We start from the raw sequence: 24,270 nt of genomic DNA, 5'->3' as shown, positions 1-24,270 counted from the left end.
CCGGTGTAACGCTCCGTGCTGGCATGTCACACAGGAACGATCGTGCCTGTGTGACATGCCAGCGCACAGCGGCGTCCGCTCGGGACCGCTGCTGCGACCGGGCGTCCTGCACGGCGGAGGCCGACCTGTGGCTGGGGCGACCTGCGGCTGGTGGCGCTTCCAGGTCGAACACAGCGAGCAATGCTCACTCTGCGTGGCATAGGCGGCGTCGGACCTTTGCCTCACCTCGCACGCTTTGCTCTGCTTCAACCCACGCAATAGCGCCTGAGCAGGGGCTCCGCATCGGCCGGTGGCCAAGCAGGCGACGATTGCCGCCACTGTCGGTGAGCGTTGCGTTGGTTGAAGCAGAGCAAAGGGCGCGGAGTGGAGTGGCTGGAGGGGGGCAGACGTCACGGTCTGTCAGGAGCAGCGTGGGGGAGGAGGGCAGCCTCCGCCGGCCGAGTCCGCCCGGGCGGCGTCAGCGCAGGTCGTCGGCGAGGAGGTCCATCAGCAGGCCGTCGTGCCAGCGGCCGTCCTCGCCACGTTCGTAGCGGCGCATCACCCCTACGGTCCGGAAACCCACCTTCGCGTACGCCCGGATGGCTGCGGTGTTCGCCGCCGCCGGGTCGATGGTGAAGCGGTGGTGGCCGTGGACGTCGATCAGGTGGCGGATCAGGACGCGGATGGCGTCCCCGGCGAGCCCGGCGCCGCGTACCGAAGGGTCGAGGAAGATGTCGATGCCGGCGTGCCGGTAGTCCGGGTCGTCCTCGGCGTGCCAGTGGATCGCGCCGATCACCCGGCCGTCGTGCTCGATGGCGTACACCGAGAGGCCCTCGGCGGTGAGGTCCTCCTCGACGGCGGCGACCAGGTCGTCGCCGCCCCGCCACCAGCGGCGGACCTCGGGCTCGGCGCGGATCCCGGCCAGGGCTGGTACGTCGGCGGCCGTCGCCGGTCGCAGGGTCACCGCCTTGCCGTGCAACATCCGCTCAGCTCCGGATCTCGCCGTGCTCGACGCAGATCGCCGACCAGCCGACCGGCAGCACCTGCACCTTCATCCGACGCCGGCACCTGGCGCAGTACCGGGGCGGCTCCAGGGCCCGAGCCGCCGCACACTCCTCGTGTGCGCCGGACGCAGCCGCCTCGCCGCACCTGTCGCACCAGGTCTGAGCTGCCACAGCCGGTGTCACAGGGTCGCCGACAGCGCCTTGACCGGCATCTTCAGCTCGTCGAGGAGCTTGAGGTCGTCGGTGGCCGGGCGACCGAGAGTGGTCAGGTAGTTGCCGACGATCACGGCGTTGATGCCGCCGAGCAGCCCGTCGCGGGTACCGAGATCGCCCAGGGTGATCTCCCGGCCGCCCGCGTACCGCAGGATGGTGCGCGGCATGGCCAGCCGGAACGCGGCGATGGCCCGCAGCGCGTCCTTGCCCTCCACCACCGGGCGGTCACCCAGCGGGGTGCCGGGCCGCGGGTTGAGGAAGTTCAGCGGCACCTCGTGCGGATCGAGCTCGGCGAGCTGCGCGGCGAACTCGGCCCGCTGCTCGACAGTCTCGCCGAGGCCGAGGATGCCGCCGCAGCAGACCTCCATGCCGGATTCACGGACCATCCGCAGGGTTTCCCACCGCTCCTCCCAGGAGTGGGTGGTGACCACGTTCGGGAAGTACGAGCGGCAGGTCTCCAGGTTGTGGTTGTAACGGTGCACGCCCATGTCGACAAGCTCGTCGACCTGCTCCTGGGTGAGCATGCCCAGCGAGGCGGCGACCTGGATGTCGACCTCGGCCTTGATCGCGGCGACGCCCTCCCGCATCTGCTTCATCAGCCGGGCGTCCGGACCGCGTACGGCGGCCACGATGCAGAACTCCGTCGCCCCGGTCGCGGCGGTCTGCTTCGCCGCCTGCACCAGCGAGGGAATGTCCAGCCAGACCGAGCGCACCGGCGAGGTGAACAGGCCGGACTGGGAACAGAAGTGGCAGTCCTCCGGGCAGCCGCCGGTCTTCAGCGACACGATGCCCTCGACCTCGACCTCCGGGCCGCACCAGCGCATCCGCACGTCGTGGGCGAGCTGGAGCAGGGCGGACAGGTGCTCGTCGGGCAGGTTCAGCACGGCGAGGACACCGGCCTCGTCGAGACCGACGCCGTTGTGCAGCACCTGGTCCCGGGCCTGGTCGAGGATCTCTGGCATGGCACGTACCCTACAAGGCCCCTTCGCGGGCGGTAAACGAGCGCGGACGGTGGGCCCGGAGCCGTGCCGGCCTGGCGCGGCGAGCCGTGCCACGCCACGCCGGGTCAGGCGCGGCGGGTGGTAACTTCGCCCGGCGGAAGCGCCTGACGGGCGGGAACCGGCGGGGAAGGGAGTGGCGGTGGCGGACTGGCTGGCAGCACTGGACCGCCGCGCCGAGCTGCGGGCGAAGGCGGGGCTGACCCGTCGGCTGCATCCGCGTACCGCCGCCGACGGCGTGGTCGACCTGGCTGGCAACGACTACCTGGGCCTGGCCGCGCACCCCGAGGTGATCGCCGCCGCGGCCCGGTCCCTCGCCGCATACGGGCTGGGTGCGACGGGATCGAGGCTGGTCCGGGGCTCCACCGACGCCCACCACACGCTTGAGGAGACGCTCGCCGACTGGCTCGGTACCGACCGGGCGCTTGTCTTCTCCTCCGGGTACCTGGCCAACCTGGGCGCGGTCCGCGCGCTTGTGCGTCCCCGTACGCTGCTGGTCTCCGACGCGCACAATCACGCCTCACTCCTCGACGGTTGCCGGATTTCCGGTGCGGAAACGGTGGTGACCCCGCACGCCGATGTGGCTGCGGTCGCCGCCGCCCTGGCGGCTGCTCCGGGCCGGCCGGCGGTGGTGGTCACCGAGTCGGTCTTCTCCGTCGACGGCGATCTCGCTCCGCTGGCGCGGCTGCACGCCACCGCCCGCGAACACGGCGCGCTGCTGCTCGTCGACGACGCCCACGCGCTGGGCGTGATCGGCCCAAACGGGGCCGGCGCGGTCGCCGAGGCCGGACTGACCGGCTCGCCCGACGTGGTGATCACCGCGACCCTGTCCAAGGCGCTCGGCGGGGCCGGTGGTCTGGTGGCGGGCCCTGCCGAGTTCGTCAGGCACCTGGTCGAGACCGCGCGGACCTTCATCTACGACACCGCTCTACCGCCCGCGGTGGCCGCCGGGGTGGGGGCCGCCGTCGGGCTGGCGCGCTCCGGTACCGGGCTGCGCGCCGAACTGGCCGAGCGGGCCGCCCTCGCGGTCGGCCGGCTGCGCGCCGCCGGCCTGGACGTCTCCGCTGCCGACGCCGCCGTCGTCTCGGTCACCGCACCCGGACCAGAGGCCGCGACGGCGTGGGCCGCCGCCTGCCGGGACCGAGGGGTGGCGGTCGGCTGTTTCCGCCCGCCGTCAACCCCCGACAGCCGGTCGAGGCTGCGACTGACGATCAGCGCCGGGGTGCCGCGAGTGGACTTCGAACACGCCCTGGAGGTCATCGTGGACTGTGCGCCATGACGGATCAGTGGCGCGGACCGGTGCTTGTCACAGGCACCGACACCGAGGTCGGCAAGACGGTGGTGACCGCGGCGATCACGGCTGCGGCACAGGCGGCCGGGTTGCGGGTCGGGGTGGTCAAACCCGGCCAGACCGGTACGGCCACCGGCGATCCCGGTGACGTCGAGGTGGTCACCCGGCTGGCCGCCCCGATGACCGGGCGTACGCTGGCCAGTTACCCGGACCCGCTCGCGCCGCTGGCCGCAGCCCGGGTGGCCGAGCTGCCACCGCTGGAGCTGTACAACGCGGTGGACGCCATCCGGGAAGAGGCGGACAAGCACGACCTGGTGCTGGTCGAGGGGGCCGGCGGGCTGCTCGTCCCGATGGGGCTGCGGCCCTCGGGGGAGCCGTGGACGGTCGCCGACCTGGCCGTGTCGCTCGGCGCTCCGGCGGTGGTGGTGGCCCGTGCCGGTCTGGGCACCCTCAACCACACAGCGCTCACCCTGGAGGCGCTGGAGCGGCGGGCCGTGCCGGCCGGCGTGGTGATCGGCGCCTGGCCGGCGGAGCCGGAGCTGGTGCACTGGGCCAACCTCAGCGACCTGCTGCCGAACCTGCTCGGCGCGTTGCCGGCCGGCGCCGGGTCGATGGACCCGGGAGTGTTCCGGCGCTCCGCCCCGGGCTGGCTCACCCCGGCCCTGTACGGCGTCCTCGACGACTGGCGGGCCTGGGCCGACGAGGCCACCTGAGCCGAACCCGTCGACCTGCTGACTTTCGTCAGTGCCGACCCCGGCCGGGCGTGGGTAGCGTGACCGTCGTGCACAAGAGGTGGCGTGACCTGCTGCTCTGGGCGGTGCTGTCCGCGCCGTTCGGGTACGTCGGTGTCACTCCGCCTCACTCCCGTGATGCCGTGGTGTCGCTGCTCGTCGGCCTGGGCGGGGCCGGGGTCGCGGTCGCGGTGAGTCGGCGGCTGCCGCTTGTCGCCCTGCTCGTGGTGGTGCTCGGTACGCTGCTCGACGGCAACTTCGTCTTCGCCATCCCGGTGTTCAGCTACCTGGCCGGCCGACGAAGTCCACGTACGCTGCCGGTGGCCGTGGTGTTCGCGGTGATCGCGGCCGGTGGCACGGTGCTCAATCTCGGGCTGCTCGGCACCGGCATGGCCACCTGGTTCCTGCTCGCCACGGTGCTGCTCTTCGCAGGCGTCTTTCCCTGGCTGATCGGCAGGTACCGGCGACAACAGGCCGCGCTTGTCGACGCCGGTCGCCGCTACGAGCAGGCCCGCGCGCACGAACGACAGGGTGAGGCGGAACGGATCCGGTTGCGTGAGCGGGCCCGCATCGCGCGGGAGATGCACGACTCGCTCGGGCACGCGTTGAGCCTGATCGCGCTGCGTGCCGCCGCACTGGAACTCGCCGACGACCTCAACTCCCGGCACCGCGCCGCCGCCGGTGAGCTGCGGGCCAGTGTGGCCGAGGCGACCGAGCGGCTGCACGGAATCATCGGGGTGCTTCGTGAGGAGACCGCACCTGTCACCACCCGTCCCGCCGGGGAGGACATCGCCGACCTGGTCGACGGCGCACGGGAGGCCGGCATGGCGGTACGGCTGAACCTACGGGACATGTCGCCGAACCCGGATGAGGTGCCGCCGGGCCTGCCGAACGCACCGCCGGCCCTGCCGGACCTGACGTGGCACGCCGCATCCGGGTTGGTGCGCGAGGCGCTGACGAACGCCGCCCGGTACGCCCCCGGAGCCGAGGTGACGGTCAGTCTGGTCCGGCGGGGGGACGGTGTGGTGGTGGAGGTGGTGAACGAGACACCGCCGGCCGGTCCGCTGCCGGGGCCGCCCGCCACCGGTTCCGGCCTGCTCGCACTTGCCGAACGGGTCCGGCTCGCCGGCGGCTCACTCAGCGCCGGGGCATGCCCGCAGGGCGGCTTCGCCGTCCGAGCCCGGCTACCCGTACCTACCCCCGCCACCAACGCTGACGCCGCCTTCGCGGCCCGGCCCGACGTGATCGACCTGCCCGACGTGGCTCCGGCCGGCTCGGCTGCGGCTGCCGGCGGCAACCCGGTTGGCGCGGCAGCCCGCCGGCAGGTCCGGCGCAGCCTGCTGGTGGCGCTCGGCGCGCCGGTCGGCCTCACGCTGGCACTGTCGCTGATCTACTACCCGGTCGCCACCGTCGGCACGGTGCTGGACCGGAGCACCTTCGAGGAACTGTCGGTGGGTGTGGCCCGAGGCGACCTGGTCGGCCTGCCGCCCCGGCAGGTCGACCGGCCGGCCGGGGCCCGGCCGGACTGCGAGTACTACACCGACGGCAACTTCCCGTTGGCCCAGCCGACGTGGCGGTTGTGCTTCGTCGACGGGCGGCTGGTCAGCAAGGAGCGGATGAACGAATGACGAGTGTCCCGCAGGAGCCGGTCCGGGTGCTGTTGGCCGACGACGAGGCGATGATCCGGGCCGGGGTCCGGGCGATCCTGGCCACCGACCCGGCCATCGAGGTCGTCGCCGAGGCCGGCGACGGCCGGACGGCTGTGGAACTGGTCCGGGCCCACCGACCTCGGCTGGCCCTGCTGGACATCAGGATGCCGAAGCTGGACGGGCTCGCCGCCGCCGCCGAGATCCGCCGGTCGGTGCCGCAGACGGCCACCATCATGCTCACCACGTTCGGCGAGGACGACCATGTGGCCCGGGCACTGGGTCACGGGGCGAGCGGGTTCCTGCTCAAGGCCGGCGACCCGCGGGAACTGATCGCCGGGGTACACGCGGTAGCCGGTGGCGGCGCGTACCTGTCCCCAACCGTGGCCCGCCGGGTGATCGAGCTGGGCGGCGACCGGGTCGCCCGTCGACCGCTGGCCCAGGACCGGCTGGCCGGGCTGACCACCCGGGAACGGGAGGTGCTGGCGCTGGTCGGGTCGGGACTGTCCAACGCCGAGATCGCCCGCCGGTTGTATCTGGTCGAGGGCACCGTGAAGACCTACCTGACAAGCATCTTCACTCGGCTTGAGGTGCGTAACCGGGTGCAGGCGGCGATCCTCGCGTACGAGGCGGGGCTGGTCGAACCGGTCGAGTAGGAACCAGCCCCGCCTGAGGTTCACGCGTCGCGTCTGCGGAGCGCCGCTCGGCCGGCGAGCAGTGCCACGGCGGCCCAGCCGGCGAGCAGCAGCAGCCCGACCGCCGGTGGGTACGGTTGCCCGTCGCCGGCCAGGAGGTGGTGCCCGGCCTCGCCCGGGAAGGCGTCGGCGATCCGGTGCAGCGCTGTGATGTCCGGCTCGCGCAACGACAGCGGCACGATCATCAGCACCGCGAGAAGCACCGTCAACGTCAGCACCGCGCTGCGTAACACGGCGCCGAGGCCGAGCGCGAGGACACCGATCAACGCCAGGTAGGCGGCCAGGGCGACCACGTCGCGGAAGGTGCCGGCCGGCGGAGCGGTACCCCATTCACCGAGCACCGGCGAAGCGACGAGCGCGCCGACGCCGCCGAGCAGCAACCCGAGCCCGAAGGTCACGGCCGCGGTCACCGCAGCCTTGGCCAGCAGTACGCGAGCCCGCGACGGCGTGCACTGCAAGGTGGTGCGGATCGTCCCGGTGGTGAACTCGCTGGTGATCATCAGTAGGCCGAGGGCCAGCACGGCGTACTGGACCAGCTCCAGCGAATCGATGAGCACGGCGCCCACTGGGACCACCCCGGCGTCGTCGCCCGGATCGTCGTTCGTGTTGCCGTTGGCCACGTAGATCGCCAGCTGCCCGGCGGTGGCGGCCATCAGCACCACCGCGGCGAGCATCGTCCACCAGGTGCTGCGGACCGTCCAGAGTTTGGTCCATTCCGCGCGGATCGTGGTCATGCCGCCGCACCTCCCGCACCGGCCCGGTAATCGACGTGGTCGGCGGTGAGGGCCATGAAGGCCCGCTCCAGGGATGCCTCGTGCGTGGCCAACTCGTGCAGCGGCACCCCGAGTTCGTACGCCAGCTCACCGACGCGCTCGACGGTGCTGCCGGTGACGGTCAGTTCGTCAGTTCCGCCGGGCTCGACCACCGCACCGGCGGCGGTCAGCCGGTCGGCGAGGGCAGCCAGCCCGGTCGGTCGCGGGCTGCGGACCCGTACGGCGAGTCCGCCGCCGGCGATCACCTGAGCGGTCGGCGCGTCGGCGATCAGCCGGCCCTGGCCGAGCACCACCAACCAGTCCGCGGTCTGCTGCATCTCGCTCATCAGGTGGCTGGAGATCAGCACGGTCCGGCCCTCGGCGGCCAGCGACCGGCTGAGCTGCCGGATCCAGCGCACCCCGTCCGGGTCGAGGCCGTTCACCGGTTCGTCGAACATCAGCACCGGCGGGTCGCCGAGCAGGGCACCGGCGATGCCGAGCCGCTGACCCATGCCGAGGGAGAGTGCGCGAGCCGGCTTCGCCGCCGCCCGATCGTCAAGCCCGACGGTGGCGAGCACCTCGTCCACCCGGCGTGCGGGGATGCCGTTGCTGGCGGCGATCGCCGACAGGTGGGCGCGGCCGGAGCGGGCGGGATGCAGAGCTCGCGCGTCCAGCAGCGCACCGATCTCGTGCAGCGGCCGGCGCAGCTCGCGGTACGGCCGCCCGCCGATCAGCGCCTGGCCTGCGGTGGGCCGGTCCAGTCCCAGGACCAGCCGCATGGTGGTCGACTTGCCGGCGCCGTTCGGCCCGAGGAAGCCGGTGACCCGGCCGGGAGCGATGTCGACAGTCAGCCCGTCGACGGCTGTGGTCTCCCTGAACCGCTTGGTCAACGCACGTAACGTAATCATGTCCGGACGGTAGGTCCGCGGCGGCCCGGCCCACCGTGCCCGAAAGGCACCATCCGGTACTGACTTTCGTCACCTCACGCCCGGTTCAGCGACGGACGACGAAGGTGTCGGGCATCCGGAAGGTGAGATTGTCGGGACAGTGCGGCGGGCGCACCACGCGTACCCCGGTCAGCAGTGGTGCGGCCTCGCTCACCAGCGTGGTCGCCTCCATCCGGGCGAGTTGGTCGCCGACGCAGCGGTGCGCGCCCGCCCCGAAGGCCAGATGCCGGCGTGAGCCGCGTTGTCCCGGGCGGAACTCGTCAGGCGACTGCACGACCGCCGGATCGCGTCCGGCTCGGGCCAGCCACAGCACCACACTCGTGCCCGCCCGCACCACAGCCCCGCCCAGCGTGGTGTCCACGGCGGCGATCCGCCGCCAGGTGACGATGGGTGGTTCGAGTCGCAACCCCTCCTCGACCACGTCGGCGGCGCTCACCGAGCCGTCCCGTAGCCCGGCGAGCACCGCCGGCTCTCCGGTGAGCCGGTGCAGCAGCAGGGTGAGGAACTGCGAGGTGGTCTCCTGCCCGGCGACCAGCAGGAAGAACAGCGCGCCGACGACCACGTCGGGCGGGTGCCCGGCGGCCCGCAGGGCTGCGGCCAGGCCGTCGCCGGTGGCCGCGAACTCCCGCAACAGCCTGTGGAAGCGCCCCACCTCGGTGGCGAGCGCCTGCTGCCGGTCGGCGTCCAGCGGTGCCCAGAAGAGTTCCAGCGCCGCGCGGGCGAACTCCTTCACCGCGGTGACCGGCGCGTCGGGCAGGTCGACCAGCCGGGCCAGGACCAGCAGCGGCAGGTCGGCGCAGAGGCCCGCGTGCAGGTCGACAGGTGCGCCGGTGTCGAGGGTGGCGGACAGCTCGGCGACCCGCTGCCGGACCAGCGTGGCCAGCCAGTCGCGTTGGGCGGCCACCCGGCTCGGGTGCAGCGCTTCGGCGACCAGGGCGCGGATTTCCGGGTGACTGACACTGCCGTTGTTGGCCAGGGTCGGTGGCAGCCGGAACCGGTGGGCGGCGAGCACCCGCAGCGCGGCCACCGGCATCGGGGTGACCGCGTCCAGCGCGTTGTCGGGTCGGAACGTGTCGGGGTCGGCGAGCACCTGGCGGACCAGGGCGTGCCGGGTCACCAGCAGGTGCTCGACACCCACGTGGTCGGTGACCCGGGCCACGTCGGGCCAGCGGGTGACGCCGCCACCGGCCCCGGGGCCTGCGGTCGCCGTCGGGGCCTGCTCCCAGCTGCGGAACAGCACGGCGTCACGCTAGTCGGCCGCCGCCGGCCGGCCGGCGCGCAACCGCCACACCGTGGTGCGCTTCACCTGGACGCTCTCCAGCGCCGCACTGACCGGCACGTCGTAGGCGGCGAGTTCGTCGAAGCGTTCCCGGGGCAGAAAGGCCCGTCCCGGGTCACCGACAAGCACCGACGCCCCGGCCCGGGTGGCGCGCAGCAGGAACCGCAGCACCCGGTTGGCCATCGCCCCGCTGTAGAAGACGTCGCCGGCGAGGACCACCTCCGCGTCGCCCGCGTCGCCGTCGAGGATGTCGCCGAATTCGGCGTCGACGCGTACCCCGTTGGCCTCGGCGTTGAGCGCGACGGCCGCGACGGCCAGCTCGTCGACCTCCACCGCGCGGACGGCGGCGGCACCCGCGCGGGCGGCGGCGATGGCCACCAGGCCGGAGCCGGAGGCCAGGTCCAGTACCCGGCGGCCGGCGACGACCTCCGGATGGTCGGTGACGTAGCGGGCCAGGCCCTGCCCACCGGCCCAGGCGAAGGCCCAGAACGGCGGTGGCCTGTCGCTGCGGAACTCGCCCTCGGTCAGCTCCCACAACCCGATCGGCTCGTCCGCCTGGTGCAGCCGCACCTCGGGCACGAAGGCGACGGGCGTGAGCCGGGCGTGCAGCCGGACGAAAGCGGCGGAGAGCGCGGACATCAGGTGATTGTGCACCGCGTCACCGCGCCCGGCGTGTCGCGGGTGATCCGTTACCGGTTCAATACCGTACGTGAAAACGGGCATCTCGCTTCACGGTCCGTGCGAACACGCCCGTCTACCGGGTGGCGTCCCGCGCTCCTAGCGTTGCGAATGGAGGCGACCAACGGGAGGACGGATCGTGAAGAGGCTGTGGCGTCACACGCTACGGATCGGGGTGGCACTGGCATGTCTCACCGGGGTGGACCTTGCCATGGCTGCGCCGGCGCATGCGGCGTTCGCCACCGAACTCGGCGGCCTGCCGGACCAGTTCACCGCCGGTGGGCGGGTGGCGACGGTCTCCGCTGTGGTGTCCCGCTCCGACCAGGGTGACTGCATCAAGGTGCGCTGGTCGATGGTGCTGGGTGTGCAGGGGTTGCGACTGGACCAGGTGCGGGTGGACCGGATCGAGGAGACCGGTTCGTTCCCGGTGGAGGTGCGTGCCGAGGGTGATTCGGCCCGGCTGACCGACCGTCAGCTCGACCCGGGCACCCTCTGCCCGGGGCGTACCGTCACCGCGCAGTACCGGATCGCGTTCGCCCGGGACGTCGACCGGGGACGGGTGAGTCTCGCCGCCGAGGCGTACGACCGGAACCTGCGGCTGCTGTCCCGCCAGACGGCGACCCGCGAGGTGGTGGGTCGGGGCGTGGACGCTCGTCCCACCACCGCGGCACCGACCCCGTCGCAGGCGCCGACTGTCGATCCGACGGAGGAGCCGGTCGAGGTGCCGACTGTCGATCCGACCGAGGAGGAGAGCGCTCCTGCCGACGACGCGGGGTACGCGGGTGGGGCTGTCGATCCGCCGGCCGCCGACGCGGCCGGAAACCAGACAGGGAGCGGGCTCGGTCTGACCGAGGTGGCTTTCCTCCTCGGCGGTCTGCTGCTCTTCCTCGGGGTGGGCCTGCTGCTGCGGCTGCGGCAGCTGACTCGGGAGCCGGAACCCGCGGTCGAGGCCGGTGGTCCGACGCCCGGACGTTGGGAACGGCGGTCGGCGCCGCGGAGCCGGTGGCGGACGGTGCCCCGCGACGGTGGTTACCTGAGTTGACCTGGGCCACGGTGGGGGCGGGCGAAACCGTCCCCACCGTGGCAGCGCGTCACGGTGCCCAGTCGGGGTCGCGGCCGAACGCGGCGAGGAGCCGATCCTGTTCACCGGCCCCGGCGGGCAGCGCTACCTCGGACTGGACGAGCCCGTCACGTCGGTAGTCCTCGACATGACGGGAGTACCAGCGGGCCGCCTCGGCGACCGCGTCGACGTCCATGGTCGGGTCCGCACCGATCGCCACCGCCAGGTCCCAGCCGTGTACGAGGTGTTCGGCAAGCAACTGGTGCAGATACTCCTCGGCCGGGGTGAGGCCGGCCGACAGGTGCACCGCCCGGTCCAGGGCGCCCGGACTGGTGGCGGCGACCTCTGCCTGCGCCGCGGCCTCGCGGGCGGTCTCGATCGGGTCGGCGCCGAGCTGGTCGCCGTCGTAGCGGTCGCCGACCTGGTCGACGGTGCGCCCGGCGAGCAGCGGCACGCTCCAGCGTTCCTCGCTGACCACGTGGTTGACAAGTGTGCGGACGTCCCAGCCGGGGCAGGGGGTGGCGGCCGACCATTGGCCGGGGTGCACCTGTTCCACCCGGTCGGTGAACTCGGCCAGGCTGCGCCGGTAGGTCTTCAGCAGCTCCATGTCGCAGTTGTTCCCGTCGGGGGCGCGGGTAACCCGCCGGATTCGGTGGCGCGGGTAACCCTCGGCGGGTCGCCGTGCCGGTGGCGGCGCTGCCGCAGCCGGGCCCTACTCCAGCTGGGCTGGGTCCAGCCCCAGTTCGCGGGCGGTGACCAGACGCACCCACTCGGCGAACTGCCGGCGGGAGATCACCCGCTCGTGCACCGCGAGCTGCACCGCCAGGCCGTCCATCACGGCGCTGATCCGCCAGGCGGCGCCGGCCGGGTCGGTGCAGACGAAGATGCCCTCCCGGACCCCGTCGGAGATCACCGTGGCGAGGTCCTGCCGCCAACGCAGGTCGAGCTTGCGGGAGACCTTCTCCAACTCGGGGGTACGCAGCGACTCCGCCCAGCCGTCGATCCACATGGACCAGGAGGTGGCACGCCCGGCCGGGGTGTAGAGACGCAGGATCCGGCGGAGCTTGGTCAGTGGTGGGGCGTTGGAGCGGGTCACCGCGTCGAGCCGGGCCAGATCCTGCTCGACGGCGTACGCGAAGGCCTGGGCGAGCAGCCGTTCCTTAGTGGCAAAGTGGTAGAAGACAAGTGCCTGACTCACCCCGGCGGCCTGCGCCACGTCCGCGGTGCGGGTGTTCGCCAACCCGCGCTGCCCGATCACGTCACATGCGGTGCGCAGCAGGGCATCCAGGCGGATCTCGGCCGCACGTCTCGTCACGCCCGTCACCGTATCCGATCGAGGCGGATACGGCCGGTCACCAAACCCCTGCTGATCCGGCTTGCGACAGTCGGAAGCCGGACAGTTCCGGACTCGCCGGGACGGGAGCCCGATTTGGCATCCGTTCCACCGCTCGGCTAGAGTTCTCATCCGTCACCGGGAATGCCCGGGGCGTGCGGACGTAGCGCAGCTGGTAGCGCATCACCTTGCCAAGGTGAGGGTCGCGGGTTCGAATCCCGTCGTCCGCTCGGAGCTGCCGCCACGCGTGACGGGGGCAACCTCGGTGGGGTGGCCGAGAGGCGAGGCAACGGCCTGCAAAGCCGTGTACGCGGGTTCAAATCCCGTCCCCACCTCGGTAAGAACGGCAAGGGCGATTGGCGCAGTGGGAGCGCGCTTCCTTGACACGGAAGAGGTCACTGGTTCAAACCCAGTATCGCCCACCATCAGATCCAGCAGACAAGGCCCGTTACCGGAGATCCGGTAGCGGGCCTTTCACGTGTCTCCGTACGACAGTCACCGACCCGGGGTTGACGCTCCCTTAGTCAGTGCTGGATAGTCAGCCCTGACTAAAGGGGGTGTGGTGGAGCGACGTCGGAGAGTGCCCAACCCGTTGGCCCTGGCCGTGCTGGCCTGGCTGCTGTGGGAGCCGATGCATCCCTACGAGTTGGGCCGCCGCCTCAAACAGACGGGCAAGGACCGGCACATCCGGTACACCCGCAGCTCGCTCTACATGGTCATCGAGCAACTCGACAGGGCCGGTTTCGTCACCGCGCAGGAGACGGTCCGGGACAGCGCCCGGCCCGAGCGCACGGTCTACGCGATCACCGAAGCGGGGCGGCACGAGGTGCACGACTGGCTGCGTTCCCTGCTCGCCCAGCCGCGCGCGGAGTATCCGCACTTCGCCGTCGCGCTGTCACTGCTCAGCCTGCTCCCGCCCGACGAGGCGGTCGAGGTGCTGCGCCGCCGGTCGGCGGCGCTGGCCGGCCGGATCGAGGAGACCCGCACGACCATGGACGAGGCCCGCGCCGACGGCGTCGCGTGGATCTTCCTGGTCGAGGAGCAGTACGCGCTTGCGCTGCTGGAGGCGGAGCGCAGGTTCGTCACCGAGTTGATCGAGTCACTCAAACAGCCGGACTATGCGAAGTCCTGGCAGGAGACCATGGGGGGTCGGGTATGACAGCCGTCCGAACCGCGCTGGTGATCGGCGGCGGGATCGCCGGTCCGGTGACCGCGATGGCGCTGCGTCGCGCCGGCATCGAGGCCACCGTCCACGAGGCGTACCCGGCGGTGACCGAGGGGAGCGGGGTCACCCTGACCCTGGCGCCCAACGGGCTGGCCGCGTTGGACTGTGTCGGTGCGGAACAGGCAGTCGAGGGCGTCGGCCTGCCCATGCGACGGACAGTGGTCACCGACGGTCGCGGGGGCCGCATCGGTGCCTTCCCGCACGTGGCGGTGGAGCCGGTCACCCTCGGGCTGTGGCGCGACGACCTGGCCCGGGTGCTGCGCGAACAGGCCGAGGCCCAGGGCGTGCGCATCGCGTACGACAAGCGGCTCGTCGACGCCGAGGAGAGCGACGACGGGGTGCTCGCCCGATTCGCCGACGGCTCCACCGCCAGCGCCGACCTGCTGGTCGGCGCGGACGGCATCCGCTCCCGGGTGCGTACGCTCATCGACCCGCAGGCCCCCGCGCCCCAGGTGCTGCCGCTGCTGAACCTCGGCGGCGCGGCCCGGTACGCGGTGCCCGACGCCGATCCGGAGGCGATGTACTTCGTCTTCGGCGCTCGGGCCTTCTTCGGCTACTGGGTGCAGCCCGATGGTCGTACCGCCTGGTTCGCGAACGTGCCGGACCGGCGGCCCACCAGCTACGCCGAGGCGAGTCGCATCCCGAGACAGCAGTGGCTGCACCGGCTGCGTGAGGTGTTCGCCGACGACGTACCGGCCCGGCAGGTGCTCGCCCACACCGAACCGGACGGCCTGGTGGCCATCGGATCGATCGAGAGCATGCCGTCGGTACCGCGCTGGCACGGCGGTCGGATGGTGCTGGTGGGTGACGCGGTGCACGCGCCCTCGCCCAGTTCCGGTCAGGGTGCGTCGCTGGCCGTGGAGAGCGCCGTGCAGCTGGCCCGCTGCCTGCGGGACCACGCCGAACTGCCGGCCGCGTTCGACGCGTACGAGCGACTGCGCCGTCGACGGGTCGAGAAGGTCCTCCGGCGGGGCCGGCAGACGACCTCCACCAAGACCGTGGGGCCGGTCGGGAAACGGATGATGCGGCTCATGATGCCGCTGGCGTTGCGGACGTTCCTGAACCCGGAACGGACCCTCGGCCCGGAGCAGCGCTACCGGATCGACTGGGACGCACCGGTCACCACGGAACTGGCTGTCGGCTCCGCCTGAGCCGGCGCGCAGCGGTGGCGGCCACCCTCAGGTGACCGCCACCGCCCGCTGCCGGTCACAGCGGCGGTGCGATGTCCCGACGCTCCTCGACCCGGCGGTACTCCACCGGCTCCTCGGTGGTGGTGGCGACCGTCTGCCGACGGCGGCCCCAGACGAGCGTCGTCATGATCAGGCCGAGTACGCCGGCGGCCATCAGGATCCACCCGACCACGTCCAGGTCGAGCCCACCTATGCTGGCGTTTACCGCGAAGGTGAGGATGGCGCCGAGCGCCAACAGAAAGATGCTGGTGCCGATACCCACGACAGCCTCCTTTGTCCGGGGGGTGCGGTGTGCTGTCGAGGAACGTCTGTACCCGGGGGATGAGCGGCGCAATCACAGGCGTCCCGGGGGCGGCGCCACAGGCGATCTTGCCGTCGGGTACAGTAGGCCCGTTCCCGGCGCTTGACGGGAGCATGCGGACGTAGCGCAGCTGGTAGCGCATCACCTTGCCAAGGTGAGGGTCGCGGGTTCGAATCCCGTCGTCCGCTCGCGGTCCGGCCACATCCACGGGTGTCGCCGGTTCACCACGGGCGATTGGCGCAGTGGGAGCGCGCTTCCTTGACACGGAAGAGGTCACTGGTTCAAACCCAGTATCGCCCACCAGCACTGTTCACCTCTCCGGCAGCGCACAGCCGCGCGAGCACCCGACTCAGGCTCGGAAGGTCCGCCGGTAGGTGTCCGGCGGCACGCCGACCGTGCGGTGGAAGTGCCGGCGCAACGTCGTCGCCGTGCCCATGCCGGCGGCCACCGCGATCGTGTCGATGCTGTCGTCGGTGCCTTCCAGCAGTTCCTGCGCCCGCCGGATCCGCTGCGTCAGCAGCCACTGCAACGGCGTGGTGCCGGTTGCCGAGCGGAAGTGGCGGGTGAGCTGCCGGGAACTGAGGTTCGCCCGGCGGGCCAGATCCTCGACGGTGAGCGGCTGGTCGAGCCGGTGCATGACCCAGGGGAGCAGTGCGGTAAGCGGATGGCCGTCCTGGGCGGGCACCGGTGTGCTGACGAACTGGGCCTGTCCGCCGGCCCGGTGGGGCGGCACCACCAGGCGACGGGCGACCACGTTGGCGATCGCCGGGCCGTGGTCGCGGCGGACCAGATGCAGGCAGAGGTCCATGGCCGCGGCCTTGCCCGCCGAGGTGAGCACGCGGCCGTTGTCGACGTAGAGCACGTCCGGGTCGACAGTCACCCGGGGATAGCGCGCGGCCAGGTCCGTGGTGTGGGCCCAGTGGGTGGTCGCCCGTAGCCCGTCGAGCAGGCCGGCGGCGGCGAGCACGAAGACGCCGGTGCAGAGCGACACCACCCGCGCACCCGACGCGTGTGCCGTGCGTACCGCCTCGACCAGGTTGCCGGGTGGATCGTCGGTGACATCCGCCAGGGCGGGCACGATCACCGTGTCGGCCTGTGCCAGCCGGTCGAGCCCGTGGTCCGGCTCCAGCAGGAACCGACCGACCCGGACCGGGTGCGTGCCGCACACCCGGGCGTCGTACCAGGGGCCGGGCACGGCGTCCGGCGCGGAGCCGAAGACCTCGTAGGCAAGCGCCAGTTCGAAGTGGAGCATGCCGTCGGTGGTGGCGATCGCGACGGAGTGCGGGGCAGCGCTCATGTCGGGAATTGTACGGGTCGTGTCGTTCCAGACACTCGTGCCGCCGGACGAACCCCGACAGAGTGATGCCCGGAGGATCACTTCGAGCAGGGAGCAGGCATGGGATCGGACGCACAGGTGGCGGTGTTCGGCGCGTACGGACACACCGGCCGGTTCGTGGTCGATGAGTTGGGCGAGCGCGGGTACCTGCCGTTGCTTGTCGGCCGCGACGAGGAGAAGCTACTGGCGCTGGCGCGCACCCGACCGGGGCTGGAAGCGCGGCAGGCGTCGGTCGACGATCCGGCCTCCCTCGACCGCGCGTTGCGCGGCGCGACCGCAGTGATCAACTGCGCCGGGCCGTTCGCGTCGACCGCCGCCGCGCTGGTGGCGGCGGCGCTGCGCGCCGGCATCCCGTACGTCGACGTGGCGGCGGAGATCGAGGCGAACCTCGACACCTTCCGGCACTTCGCGGCGCCGGCCCGCGCCGCGGGCATCGTGGTGGTCCCCGCGATGGCCTTCTTCGGCGGTCTCGGCGACCTGCTGGTGACCACGGTCATGGATGACTGGTCGGCGGCGGACGAGGTGCACGTCGCCTACGGTCTGAGCAACTGGCGGCCCACCGCCGGAACCCGCGCCTCGGGATCGGTGTCGGCACAGCGGCGCGGTCACCGCCGGGTCCGCTACACCGGCGGGAAGCTGGAATACCACGACGACGCGCTGCCGACCCTGCAATGGCCCTTCCCGGCGCCGCTCGGCCCGCGACGCGTCATCGGGGACTTCACCATGGCCGACGTCGTCACCGTGCCCAGCCACCTGACCGTCCCCCTGGTCCGCACCTACATGGCGGCCACGGCGGCGGCGGACCTGTCCGCTGCGGACACGTCGGCTCCGACTGTCGTCGACGGGCGTGGCCGATCCGGGCAGACCTTCGTCGTCGACGTTCTCGTCCGCGCCGGCGGTACGTCGCGTCGGCTGGCGGCGACCGGTCAGGACATCTACGCGATAAGCGCGCCGCTCGCGGTGGAGGCCGTCGACCGCATCCTCACCGGCCGCACCAGGACCGTCGGCGTCGCGTCGGCGGGCGCGGCCTTCGACGCGCCGGACTTCCTCGCCGCCCTGTCCCCGGACCTGTCGCTGCACGTCCCGCGCGAATCCGCGCCGGCGGGCTCCGGGCCGGATCTGTCCCTGCTGCGGTGAGTTGCGTGCCGGGCGGGTGCCGTCAGCGCCCGTCCGCGCTGGCGGGCAGGGCGAAGCGCCAACCGTCGGCGAGCAGGGTCGGGATGGCCCGGTCGACGGCGTCGACGGTCTGGCTGCGGTCGCCGCCGCCGTCGTGCAGCAGCACCACAGCGCCCGGTGCCACGCCCTCGATCAGGCGTCGCAGCAGCTCGTCGGTGCCGGGTGGCTCCCAGTCCGTCACGGCGAGCCGCCACCCCATCGGCCGCATCCCGAGCGCCGTCGCCACGCCGGGAGTCTGGCCCCAGGCGCCGTAGGGTGCCCGGAAGTAGGGGACCCGGGCGTGCGGGACGGCGTGCCGGATGACCGCGTTGGTCTCCAGCAGGTCGGAGGCGATCCGGCCGGCAGTCCAGGAGGCCATGTCGTCGTGGTGCATGCTGTGGTTGCCGAGCGCGTGGCCGGCCGCGGCGATCCGGCGTACCAGGTCGGGGTGCTCGATGACGCGATCGCCCTGCACGAAGAAGACCGCCCGGACATGGTGGGCGGCCAGGATGTCGAGCAGGTGCGGGGTGTGTTCCGGGTGCGGTCCGTCGTCGAAGGTGAGGCACACGGCCCGCTCGGTGCCGATCACCTCGGTGGGCCGTACCGGCGGCGGGCCGGTGCCCGGCCCGGGCGCGGCACGCGGTGGACGCAGGGGCTGCGTGATTGACGACATCGTTCGGACCTTCCGCTGGGTGGGCCGTGCGGGGCGGTTGACGCCCCGCACGGCCCGCTGGTGGTGGATGGCTGGTCCGCCCGCCGTGACGAACGTCAGCGGCGGGGCTTGGCTGCGATGCGGGGCAGGACGTACGGCGGGCCGGCGAGGATCAGGTCAGACTTGATCTCGTGATAGGCCAGCTTGGGCTGGTAGTTCTCGTCCATGATGGTGGCCAGACCCTCAGGCGGGTCCTCGAACCAACCCGGCACCCAGGAGTGCTTGTCGCTGAAACCCCAGACGGTGTACGACAGGCAGCTGCGCACCGCCAGGCAGGCCTTCATCAGCACGCTGTGGTTGGCGGCCGACGCCTGCAACCTGGGGTTGATCTCCTCGGAGTTGCCGGCCTGGACGGCCTCGGTCATCTGGCTACGGACGTCGACCTCGGTGAACGCGGTCGCCACCCCGAGCGCTGTGAACTTCTTCAGCGCCTCGGTCACCTGGAAGGTGCTGAAGTTGCCGTACTGGGTGCCGAGGTGGCCCTGGGCGCCGACACCGTCGATGGGTACGCCCTGGGCGCGCAGCCGCTTGACCATGTCGTAGACGAACTGGGTCTTGTCGTCGGCCGGGTTGCCGGAGCCGAACGCCTCGATGTTGTAGTCGTTGTAGAACAGCAGCGCCTTCGGGTCGGCGGCGCGGGCCCACCGGAACGCGTCAGCGAGGTAGCCGGGGCCGAGGTTCTGCGCCCAGAAGCCCTTGTAGTGCAGGGTCGGCGGGTTGTCCCAGGGGTCACTCACCGCCTCGTTGACGACGTCCCACTGCCAGATCTTGCCCTTGTAGCGCTTGACCACAGTGGTGATGTGCTTGCGCAGCAGGTCGCGTAGCTCCTGCTTGCTGATGGAGCCGTCGGCGACCCCTTCGGTCAGCCACTGCGGCAGCTGGTTGTGCCAGACGAGCACGTGACCCCGTACGCTCTGCCGGTTGCGCTTGGCGAACTCGACGAGCTGGTCGGCCGGGCCCCAGTTGTAGGTGCCGCGGGTGGGTTCGAGGCTCTCCCACTTCATCGCGTTCTCGGCGGTGACCGAGACGAACTCGGATGCCGTGATCTTGCGGTATTCCGGGTCGGCGGTGTCGTTGAGGGCGTCCGCGCTGACCGCGGTGCCGATCTGCAGGCCGTGGCGCAGGCCGAGGGCGCCCAAGGTCTGCGCGGTCGGGTCGTACGGTCGGCCGGCGGTCGCCGGCACCATGTTCAACGTCGTCACGGTCGCGACGGCGACCGCGCCTACGGTCATCCACCGTCTCAACTTCATCTGCGTTCCTCTCGGTCTTCAATCGACAGATGTCGATCATGAAGTGCAGGTTCCGGGCCGGTGCTGAGCAGGTTGGCAGCGGTGAACGGTGCCGTGACCGGACCGTCAGATGGTCGCGGAGGGCACCGATATTTTTCCGGATGTCGATCGGTAACTTGGCCGAAACGTTAGGGCCCGTCGATGGCCGCAGTCAACCACGAAAACTTCCGGAAGTGGGCCGTGGGCACTGCTGGAACGTCCAGTTTCCAACCGGAAACTTCCGGATACAGCTCCGCTCCCGGGGCGGCCGGTCAACCTCCTGACACATCCGGGAAGCTGGCCGGGCCGGCTCGCTCCCGCGGGTTCCGTGACGGGGTCGAGCCGGCCCGGGTCGAGGGCCCGCCGGCAGCGGGTCGATCGGCGGACGGCGCACACCGTCGGCCGACCGGGTCAGTGTTCGAGATAGGTGGCGTGGTCGAAGTCCGCGAAGCGACCGTCACCGCCGATGTCCTGCACCCAGAGGCCCAGCAGAGCGCCGGTGAAGCCCCAGGCCGCCGGCTCGCCGTCGGTGATCCTGGCCGCGTGCTCGTCGGAGAGGATCGTCGCGTCCAGCTCCACAGGCAGTTGCTGCCAGCCTTCCCCCAGGTCGTACGCGAAGCGCAGGGCCGGACCGTCGAAGGTGACCCGCAGGCCCACCCGCAGTCGGCCGCCGGTGTCGACGGTCAGCTGCGGGTACGCGGTGCGGCGACCGCCGTCGCAGCTGAGCAACTCCAGTACGGACCGGCCGTCGTCGGCCCGGGTCAGGTAGAAGTGGTGCCAGTTCTCGGTGTTGTAGTAGCCGGTGATGCCCGCCAGGTGCCGGTAGTCGCCCGGGTCGAACTCGACGACGGTCTCCAGTGAGCAGCGGACCGCACCCACGGGCCGCGCCACCAGGCTCGGCGTCTGCTTACCGACCGGGGACTGACCACCGTGCACGCGCAGGTGCGACGGGCGGGAGCGCATGTCGATCCAGTCGTCCGTCGCCGGCCGGCGCAGGGTCGACCAGCCGGCGCCCAGCAGTGGGCCGTCGAAGTGGTCGGTGGGCGACTCGTCGGGCCACGGATGGGCCGGCAGGTCCGGGGCGGGGATCTCGTCGGCCGGAACGCGACCGGAGACGCACGGCCAGCCTCCCGTCGGCCACTCCACCTTCTGTAGTGCGGTCTCCCGCCCGAGGACACAGTTGCCGAGCGGCGTGTACGGCCGGGCCACCAGATGCGCCAGGTACCACTCGCCACGCTGGGTGCGGACCAGGCTGCCGTGGCCGGCCTTCTGCAGCGTCAGGTCCGGCCGGCCGACCGAGGTGAGCAGCGGTCCGGCCGGGTCCACCTCGTACGGTCCGAACAGGTCGCGCGACCGCGCGACAGTGACCTGGTGCTCCCAGCTGGTGCCGCCCTCGGCGGTGACCAGCCAGTACCAGCCGTCGTGCCGGTAGATGTGTGGTCCCTCGGTCAGCCCGACATCGGTGCCGGTGAAGATGATCCGGGGTCGGCCGACCAGTTGCCGCCGGGCCGGGTCATACTGCTGAATCTCGATGCCACCGAAGCGGTCGCGGCCCGGCCGCCAGTCGGCGCTCATCGCCAACAGCCAGGAGGTGCCGTCGTCGTCATGGAACAGCGCGGCGTCGAAGCCGTGCGAGTGCAGCCGTACCGGGTCCGACCACGGTCCCGTGATGGTCGGCGCGGTGGTGAGGAAGTTCTGCGCGTCCCAGTACCCGCTGGCGAAGCTGGCGACGTCGCTGTAGACAAGGTGGAACAGTCCGTCGTGGTACGTCAGGTCGGGCGCCCAGATCCCGTTGGAGTCGCCGCAGCCGCGCAGGTCGAGCAGGCGGCGTTCGGTGATGATCCCGCCCAGTTCCCGCCAGTGGACGAGATCCTTCGAGTGGTGCACCCGGACGCCCGGGTACCACTCGAAGGTCGAGGTCGCCAGATAGTAGTCGTCGTCGACCCGCAGGATGGACGGGTCGGGATGGAAGCCGGTGAGGACGGGGTTGCGGATCGACCGGGCGATAGCCACGTCTGCGATCTCGGTCGACATGTTCGACTCCTTCAGGTCACGATCCCGGTTTTTTCCCGGAAATACTCCGGAAGTGCCAAGATTGCGCTCACGGTATCGGCTCGCGTCGGCTCGCGACACCCCCTTGACCGGCGGCGCAAAGCCGTCGTAACGTGCCGGCCATCACATCGAAAATACCGGTATCGAAGCGAAACTTGCGATCCCGTTTTCATGACCGCCGCTGATCGCGGTGGTGCTCCCTCCGTGCATTACGCCTCCCGAAGGGATGAACCATGACATCGCACCTCTCCCGCCGGTCGTTGCTGGGGCTGGCCGGCGCGGGCGCCGGCGCGCTCCTGCTCGGCGCCTGTGGGGATGGGGACAGCGGCGCTTCCGCGAGCCCGCAGAAGATCAGATGGTGGCACGTCCAGGACGCCGAGCCGATGCTCAGCGTCTGGGCTGATCTGGCACGGCAGTACGAGAACGTGCACAACAACGTCACGGTCGAGGTGCAGCCGCTGGAGGTCGAGGCTTTCAAGACCAAGCTGAACGGCGCGGTCGAGGCGGCGATGCCACCGGACCTGTTCCAGTCGTGGGGCGGCGGCGCGCTGCAGCAGCAGGTTGAGGCCGGCCTGGTCAAGGACATCACGAACGAGGTCCAGGGATGGATCGGGCAGTTGCTGCCCGCCTCGTTGCAGCCGTACACGGTGAACGACAAGATCTACGGAATCCCGTTCGACATCGGCATGGTCGGCTTCTGGTACAACCGGGACCACTTCGCCAAGGCCGGCATCGAGACGCCGCCGAAGACCTGGAGCGAACTGCTGGGGGTGGTGACCAAGCTCAAGGCTGTCAACATCGCCCCGATCGCGCTCGGCGGCAAGGACAAGTGGCCCGGGCACTACTACTGGGCGTACCTGGCGATGCGGATCGGCGGCCTGGAAGCGCTGCAGCGCGCGGCCGAGGACCGCAACTTCAACACCCCGGTCTTCATCGCCGCCGGTGAGCGGCTCCGGGAACTTGTCGACATGCAGCCCTTCCAGAAGGGCTACCTGCGTGCGGAGTACGGCTCCGACACCGGGCAGGCCGCCACGATGGGCAACGAGGACGCCGCCATGGAGCTGATGGGCCAGTGGGCACCGTCGGTGCAGGCCTCCTCCTCGACAAGCAAGCGCGGGCTCGGTGACCGGCTCGCGTTCTTCCCCTTCCCGGCGGTCGAGGATGGCAAGGGCTCGGTCACCGACGCGTTCGGGGGCGGCAACGGCTTCGTGGTCGGTCGTGACGCGCCGGCCGCCACTGTGGACTTCCTGCGGACGCTGCTGCAGGCACGCAACCAGCGCCGGGCCGCCCAGACCGGTGCGGTGCTGCCCACCAACCAGGCCGCGGCCGGCGGGATCAAGGATCTGAACAACCAGGTCGTGGCGGCCAACCTGGGCATCGCCACCGGCTTCCAGCTCTATCTCGACCAGGCGTACCCGCCGGCGGTGGGTCAGCAGGTCAACGAGAGCGTGGCCCAGCTGATCGCCGGCACGAAGCAGCCGGACCAGATCGTCAAGGACATCACCCGGGTCGCGAAGAAGCAGTAGCGGGCGGCGCTCGGCCCGTGTCGGAGCCGAACGCCAGCTCGTCGGCGCCCCCCGCCGGCAGTGTCAAGGGATGAGCGAGAAAGGAAGGGCGCATGGCTGCCAACGACAACCGGACAGTGACCATCGCGGCCATCGCCCGCCTGGCGGGGGTGTCGGTGCCGACGGTGTCCCGGGTGATCAATGGTCGTTCGGATGTGGCTCCGCAGACCCGTGAGCGGGTGGAGGAGTTGCTGACGCGGCATGGTTACCGGCGTCGGCCGCCGAGTATGCGGGCGAGTTCGGGGTTGGTGGACCTGGTCTTCAACGATCTGGACAGTCCGTGGGCGGTGGAGATCATCCGGGGTGTGGAGGATGTGGCGCACGCCGCGGGGGTGGGCACCGTGGTGTCGGCCATCCACCGACGCTCCTCCTCTGCCAAACAGTGGCTGGACAACATCCGGACCCGGTCCACGGAGGGGGTCATCTTCGTGACCTCCACCCTCGAACCGCCGCAGCAGGCGGAGTTGCGCCGGTTGAACATCCCGGCCGTGATCGTCGATCCGGCCGGGGTACCGGCTCAGGACGCGCCGACCATCGGCGCCACGAACTGGGCGGGCAGCCTGCGGGCGACGGAGTATCTGATCGGGCTGGGGCACCGGCGGATCGGGTTCATCGCCGGGCCGCCGCAGTTGATGTGCAGCCGGGCGCGGATGGACGGCTACCGGGCGGCCCTGGAAGCCGCCGGGATCCCGATCGACGACCGATTGATCCAGGCGGGCAACTTCTACCACGAGGCCGGGTTCTCCGGTGGGGTGCGGTTGCTGGGGCTCACCGAGCCGCCGACGGCGATCTTCGCGTCGAGTGACCAGATGGCGTTGGGCGTGTACGAGGCGGTGCGGCAGCGGGGGCTGCGGATGCCT

At 71.4% G+C, this 24,270-nt stretch carries 24 protein-coding genes and 5 tRNA genes; 15 read left to right on the top strand and 14 right to left on the bottom strand.

Annotated elements, in window-relative coordinates; genetic code table 11:
* Positions 1-457: 457 nt before the first annotated feature.
* Genes Van01_RS23795 through bioB form a run of 3 tightly spaced genes read right to left on the bottom strand, consistent with a single transcriptional unit; the run spans position 458 to position 2,158 of the window.
* Positions 458-961, bottom strand: coding sequence for a GNAT family N-acetyltransferase (locus tag Van01_RS23795; RefSeq protein ID WP_204011741.1), 504 nt, complete (start codon positions 959-961; stop codon positions 458-460).
* 4 nt (positions 962-965) lie between these two features.
* On the bottom strand, positions 966-1,166 hold the full coding sequence (bsaP, locus tag Van01_RS23790; protein WP_204011739.1) for a biotin synthase auxiliary protein BsaP: 201 nt from the start codon (positions 1,164-1,166) through the stop codon (positions 966-968).
* Positions 1,163-2,158, bottom strand: coding sequence for a biotin synthase BioB (gene bioB, locus Van01_RS23785; RefSeq protein ID WP_204011737.1), 996 nt, complete (start codon positions 2,156-2,158; stop codon positions 1,163-1,165). Before bioB ends, bsaP begins: the two co-directional genes overlap by 4 nt.
* Positions 2,159-2,336: 178 nt before the next feature.
* On the opposite strand from bioB, the gene Van01_RS23780 reads away from it, so the two are divergent.
* From Van01_RS23780 to Van01_RS23765, 4 genes are all read left to right on the top strand, one after another.
* Positions 2,337-3,473: an 8-amino-7-oxononanoate synthase gene (locus tag Van01_RS23780; RefSeq protein ID WP_204011736.1), complete on the top strand. Its 1,137-nt coding sequence runs from the start codon at positions 2,337-2,339 to the stop codon at positions 3,471-3,473.
* A complete protein-coding gene (bioD, locus tag Van01_RS23775; protein WP_204011734.1) occupies positions 3,470-4,198 on the top strand; it encodes a dethiobiotin synthase in 729 nt (242 codons plus the stop codon). Before Van01_RS23780 ends, bioD begins: the two co-directional genes overlap by 4 nt.
* Positions 4,199-4,266: 68 nt before the next feature.
* On the top strand, positions 4,267-5,844 hold the full coding sequence (locus Van01_RS23770) for a sensor histidine kinase (protein WP_239099257.1): 1,578 nt from the start codon (positions 4,267-4,269) through the stop codon (positions 5,842-5,844).
* The gene (locus tag Van01_RS23765; RefSeq protein WP_204011728.1) at positions 5,841-6,518 is read left to right on the top strand and encodes a response regulator; all 678 of its coding nucleotides are present in this window, start codon (positions 5,841-5,843) and stop codon (positions 6,516-6,518) included. Before Van01_RS23770 ends, Van01_RS23765 begins: the two co-directional genes overlap by 4 nt.
* A gap of 20 nt (positions 6,519-6,538) precedes the next feature.
* Here the strand turns inward: Van01_RS23765 and Van01_RS23760 are convergent, their stop codons facing one another.
* From Van01_RS23760 to Van01_RS23745, 4 genes are all read right to left on the bottom strand, one after another.
* The gene (locus tag Van01_RS23760; protein WP_204011725.1) at positions 6,539-7,291 is read right to left on the bottom strand and encodes an ABC transporter permease subunit; all 753 of its coding nucleotides are present in this window, start codon (positions 7,289-7,291) and stop codon (positions 6,539-6,541) included.
* The gene (locus tag Van01_RS23755) at positions 7,288-8,217 is read right to left on the bottom strand and encodes an ATP-binding cassette domain-containing protein (protein ID WP_204011722.1); all 930 of its coding nucleotides are present in this window, start codon (positions 8,215-8,217) and stop codon (positions 7,288-7,290) included. Before Van01_RS23755 ends, Van01_RS23760 begins: the two co-directional genes overlap by 4 nt.
* A gap of 85 nt (positions 8,218-8,302) precedes the next feature.
* Positions 8,303-9,496 (bottom strand): cytochrome P450, encoded by a 1,194-nt coding sequence (locus Van01_RS23750; RefSeq protein WP_204011707.1) that lies wholly within the window; start codon positions 9,494-9,496, stop codon positions 8,303-8,305.
* Between the two features lie 9 nt (positions 9,497-9,505).
* The gene (locus Van01_RS23745; RefSeq protein WP_204011704.1) at positions 9,506-10,174 is read right to left on the bottom strand and encodes a class I SAM-dependent methyltransferase; all 669 of its coding nucleotides are present in this window, start codon (positions 10,172-10,174) and stop codon (positions 9,506-9,508) included.
* 178 nt (positions 10,175-10,352) lie between these two features.
* Here Van01_RS23745 and Van01_RS23740 point away from each other — a divergent pair, with 178 nt between their 5' ends.
* Entirely contained in the window at positions 10,353-11,255 is a 903-nt protein-coding gene (locus Van01_RS23740; RefSeq protein WP_204011701.1) for a hypothetical protein, read from the top strand.
* Between the two features lie 49 nt (positions 11,256-11,304).
* Here Van01_RS23740 and Van01_RS23735 read toward each other — a convergent pair whose 3' ends face one another.
* Both Van01_RS23735 and Van01_RS23730 read right to left on the bottom strand, forming a co-directional pair.
* Positions 11,305-11,880, bottom strand: a complete 576-nt coding sequence (locus Van01_RS23735; protein WP_204011698.1) for a TIGR03086 family metal-binding protein — start codon at positions 11,878-11,880, stop codon at positions 11,305-11,307.
* 105 nt (positions 11,881-11,985) lie between these two features.
* Positions 11,986-12,588, bottom strand: coding sequence for a TetR/AcrR family transcriptional regulator (locus Van01_RS23730; RefSeq protein WP_204011697.1), 603 nt, complete (start codon positions 12,586-12,588; stop codon positions 11,986-11,988).
* A 175-nt stretch (positions 12,589-12,763) separates the two neighbouring features.
* On the opposite strand from Van01_RS23730, the gene Van01_RS23725 reads away from it, so the two are divergent.
* From Van01_RS23725 to Van01_RS23705, 5 genes are all read left to right on the top strand, one after another.
* Positions 12,764-12,836, top strand: a tRNA-Gly gene (locus Van01_RS23725).
* A 34-nt stretch (positions 12,837-12,870) separates the two neighbouring features.
* Positions 12,871-12,941, top strand: a tRNA-Cys gene (locus Van01_RS23720).
* Between the two features lie 15 nt (positions 12,942-12,956).
* Positions 12,957-13,031, top strand: a tRNA-Val gene (locus tag Van01_RS23715).
* Between the two features lie 137 nt (positions 13,032-13,168).
* Positions 13,169-13,765 (top strand): PadR family transcriptional regulator, encoded by a 597-nt coding sequence (locus tag Van01_RS23710; protein WP_099851955.1) that lies wholly within the window; start codon positions 13,169-13,171, stop codon positions 13,763-13,765.
* Positions 13,762-14,982 carry an FAD-dependent monooxygenase gene (locus Van01_RS23705; protein WP_204011696.1) on the top strand — a complete coding sequence of 407 codons (1,221 nt, stop codon included), beginning with the start codon at positions 13,762-13,764 and terminating at the stop codon, positions 14,980-14,982. The genes Van01_RS23710 and Van01_RS23705 overlap by 4 nt, the downstream gene beginning before the upstream one ends.
* Positions 14,983-15,037: 55 nt before the next feature.
* Here Van01_RS23705 and Van01_RS23700 read toward each other — a convergent pair whose 3' ends face one another.
* Positions 15,038-15,283, bottom strand: a complete 246-nt coding sequence (locus Van01_RS23700) for a DUF6458 family protein (RefSeq protein WP_099846910.1) — start codon at positions 15,281-15,283, stop codon at positions 15,038-15,040.
* Positions 15,284-15,437: 154 nt separating this feature from the next.
* Between Van01_RS23700 and Van01_RS23695 the strand changes: the two genes are divergently transcribed.
* Together Van01_RS23695 and Van01_RS23690 are read left to right on the top strand one after the other, a co-directional pair.
* Positions 15,438-15,510: transfer RNA gene (locus tag Van01_RS23695), tRNA-Gly, on the top strand.
* Positions 15,511-15,550: 40 nt separating this feature from the next.
* A tRNA-Val gene (locus Van01_RS23690) sits at positions 15,551-15,625 on the top strand.
* Between the two features lie 46 nt (positions 15,626-15,671).
* Here the strand turns inward: Van01_RS23690 and Van01_RS23685 are convergent.
* Positions 15,672-16,619 (bottom strand): helix-turn-helix domain-containing protein, encoded by a 948-nt coding sequence (locus Van01_RS23685; protein WP_204011695.1) that lies wholly within the window; start codon positions 16,617-16,619, stop codon positions 15,672-15,674.
* A gap of 99 nt (positions 16,620-16,718) precedes the next feature.
* On the opposite strand from Van01_RS23685, the gene Van01_RS23680 reads away from it, so the two are divergent.
* Entirely contained in the window at positions 16,719-17,795 is a 1,077-nt protein-coding gene (locus Van01_RS23680; RefSeq protein ID WP_204011694.1) for a saccharopine dehydrogenase NADP-binding domain-containing protein, read from the top strand.
* A 22-nt stretch (positions 17,796-17,817) separates the two neighbouring features.
* Here the strand turns inward: Van01_RS23680 and Van01_RS23675 are convergent, their stop codons facing one another.
* The 3 genes from Van01_RS23675 to Van01_RS23665 all read right to left on the bottom strand — a co-directional run bounded on the left by Van01_RS23675 (position 17,818) and on the right by Van01_RS23665 (position 21,827).
* Complete coding sequence (locus Van01_RS23675) at positions 17,818-18,486, bottom strand: polysaccharide deacetylase family protein (protein ID WP_204011693.1); 669 nt, start codon at positions 18,484-18,486, stop codon at positions 17,818-17,820.
* 95 nt (positions 18,487-18,581) lie between these two features.
* Positions 18,582-19,775 (bottom strand): endo-1,4-beta-xylanase, encoded by a 1,194-nt coding sequence (locus Van01_RS23670; protein ID WP_204011692.1) that lies wholly within the window; start codon positions 19,773-19,775, stop codon positions 18,582-18,584.
* Between the two features lie 429 nt (positions 19,776-20,204).
* Positions 20,205-21,827 carry a glycoside hydrolase family 43 protein gene (locus tag Van01_RS23665; RefSeq protein WP_204011689.1) on the bottom strand — a complete coding sequence of 541 codons (1,623 nt, stop codon included), beginning with the start codon at positions 21,825-21,827 and terminating at the stop codon, positions 20,205-20,207.
* A gap of 251 nt (positions 21,828-22,078) precedes the next feature.
* Here Van01_RS23665 and Van01_RS23660 point away from each other — a divergent pair, with 251 nt between their 5' ends.
* Both Van01_RS23660 and Van01_RS23655 read left to right on the top strand, forming a co-directional pair.
* Positions 22,079-23,371, top strand: a complete 1,293-nt coding sequence (locus tag Van01_RS23660) for an extracellular solute-binding protein (RefSeq protein ID WP_204011688.1) — start codon at positions 22,079-22,081, stop codon at positions 23,369-23,371.
* 92 nt (positions 23,372-23,463) lie between these two features.
* Positions 23,464-24,270, top strand: an 807-nt coding sequence (locus Van01_RS23655; RefSeq protein WP_204011686.1) for a LacI family DNA-binding transcriptional regulator, incomplete at its 3' end; no start/stop codon positions are given.

The sequence above is a fragment of the Micromonospora andamanensis genome, assembly GCF_016863495.1.
Classification (GTDB): domain Bacteria; phylum Actinomycetota; class Actinomycetes; order Mycobacteriales; family Micromonosporaceae; genus Micromonospora; species Micromonospora andamanensis.
The sequence above is the reverse complement of the archived record's forward strand: the minus strand, read 5'-3'. Positions and strand labels throughout refer to the sequence as shown.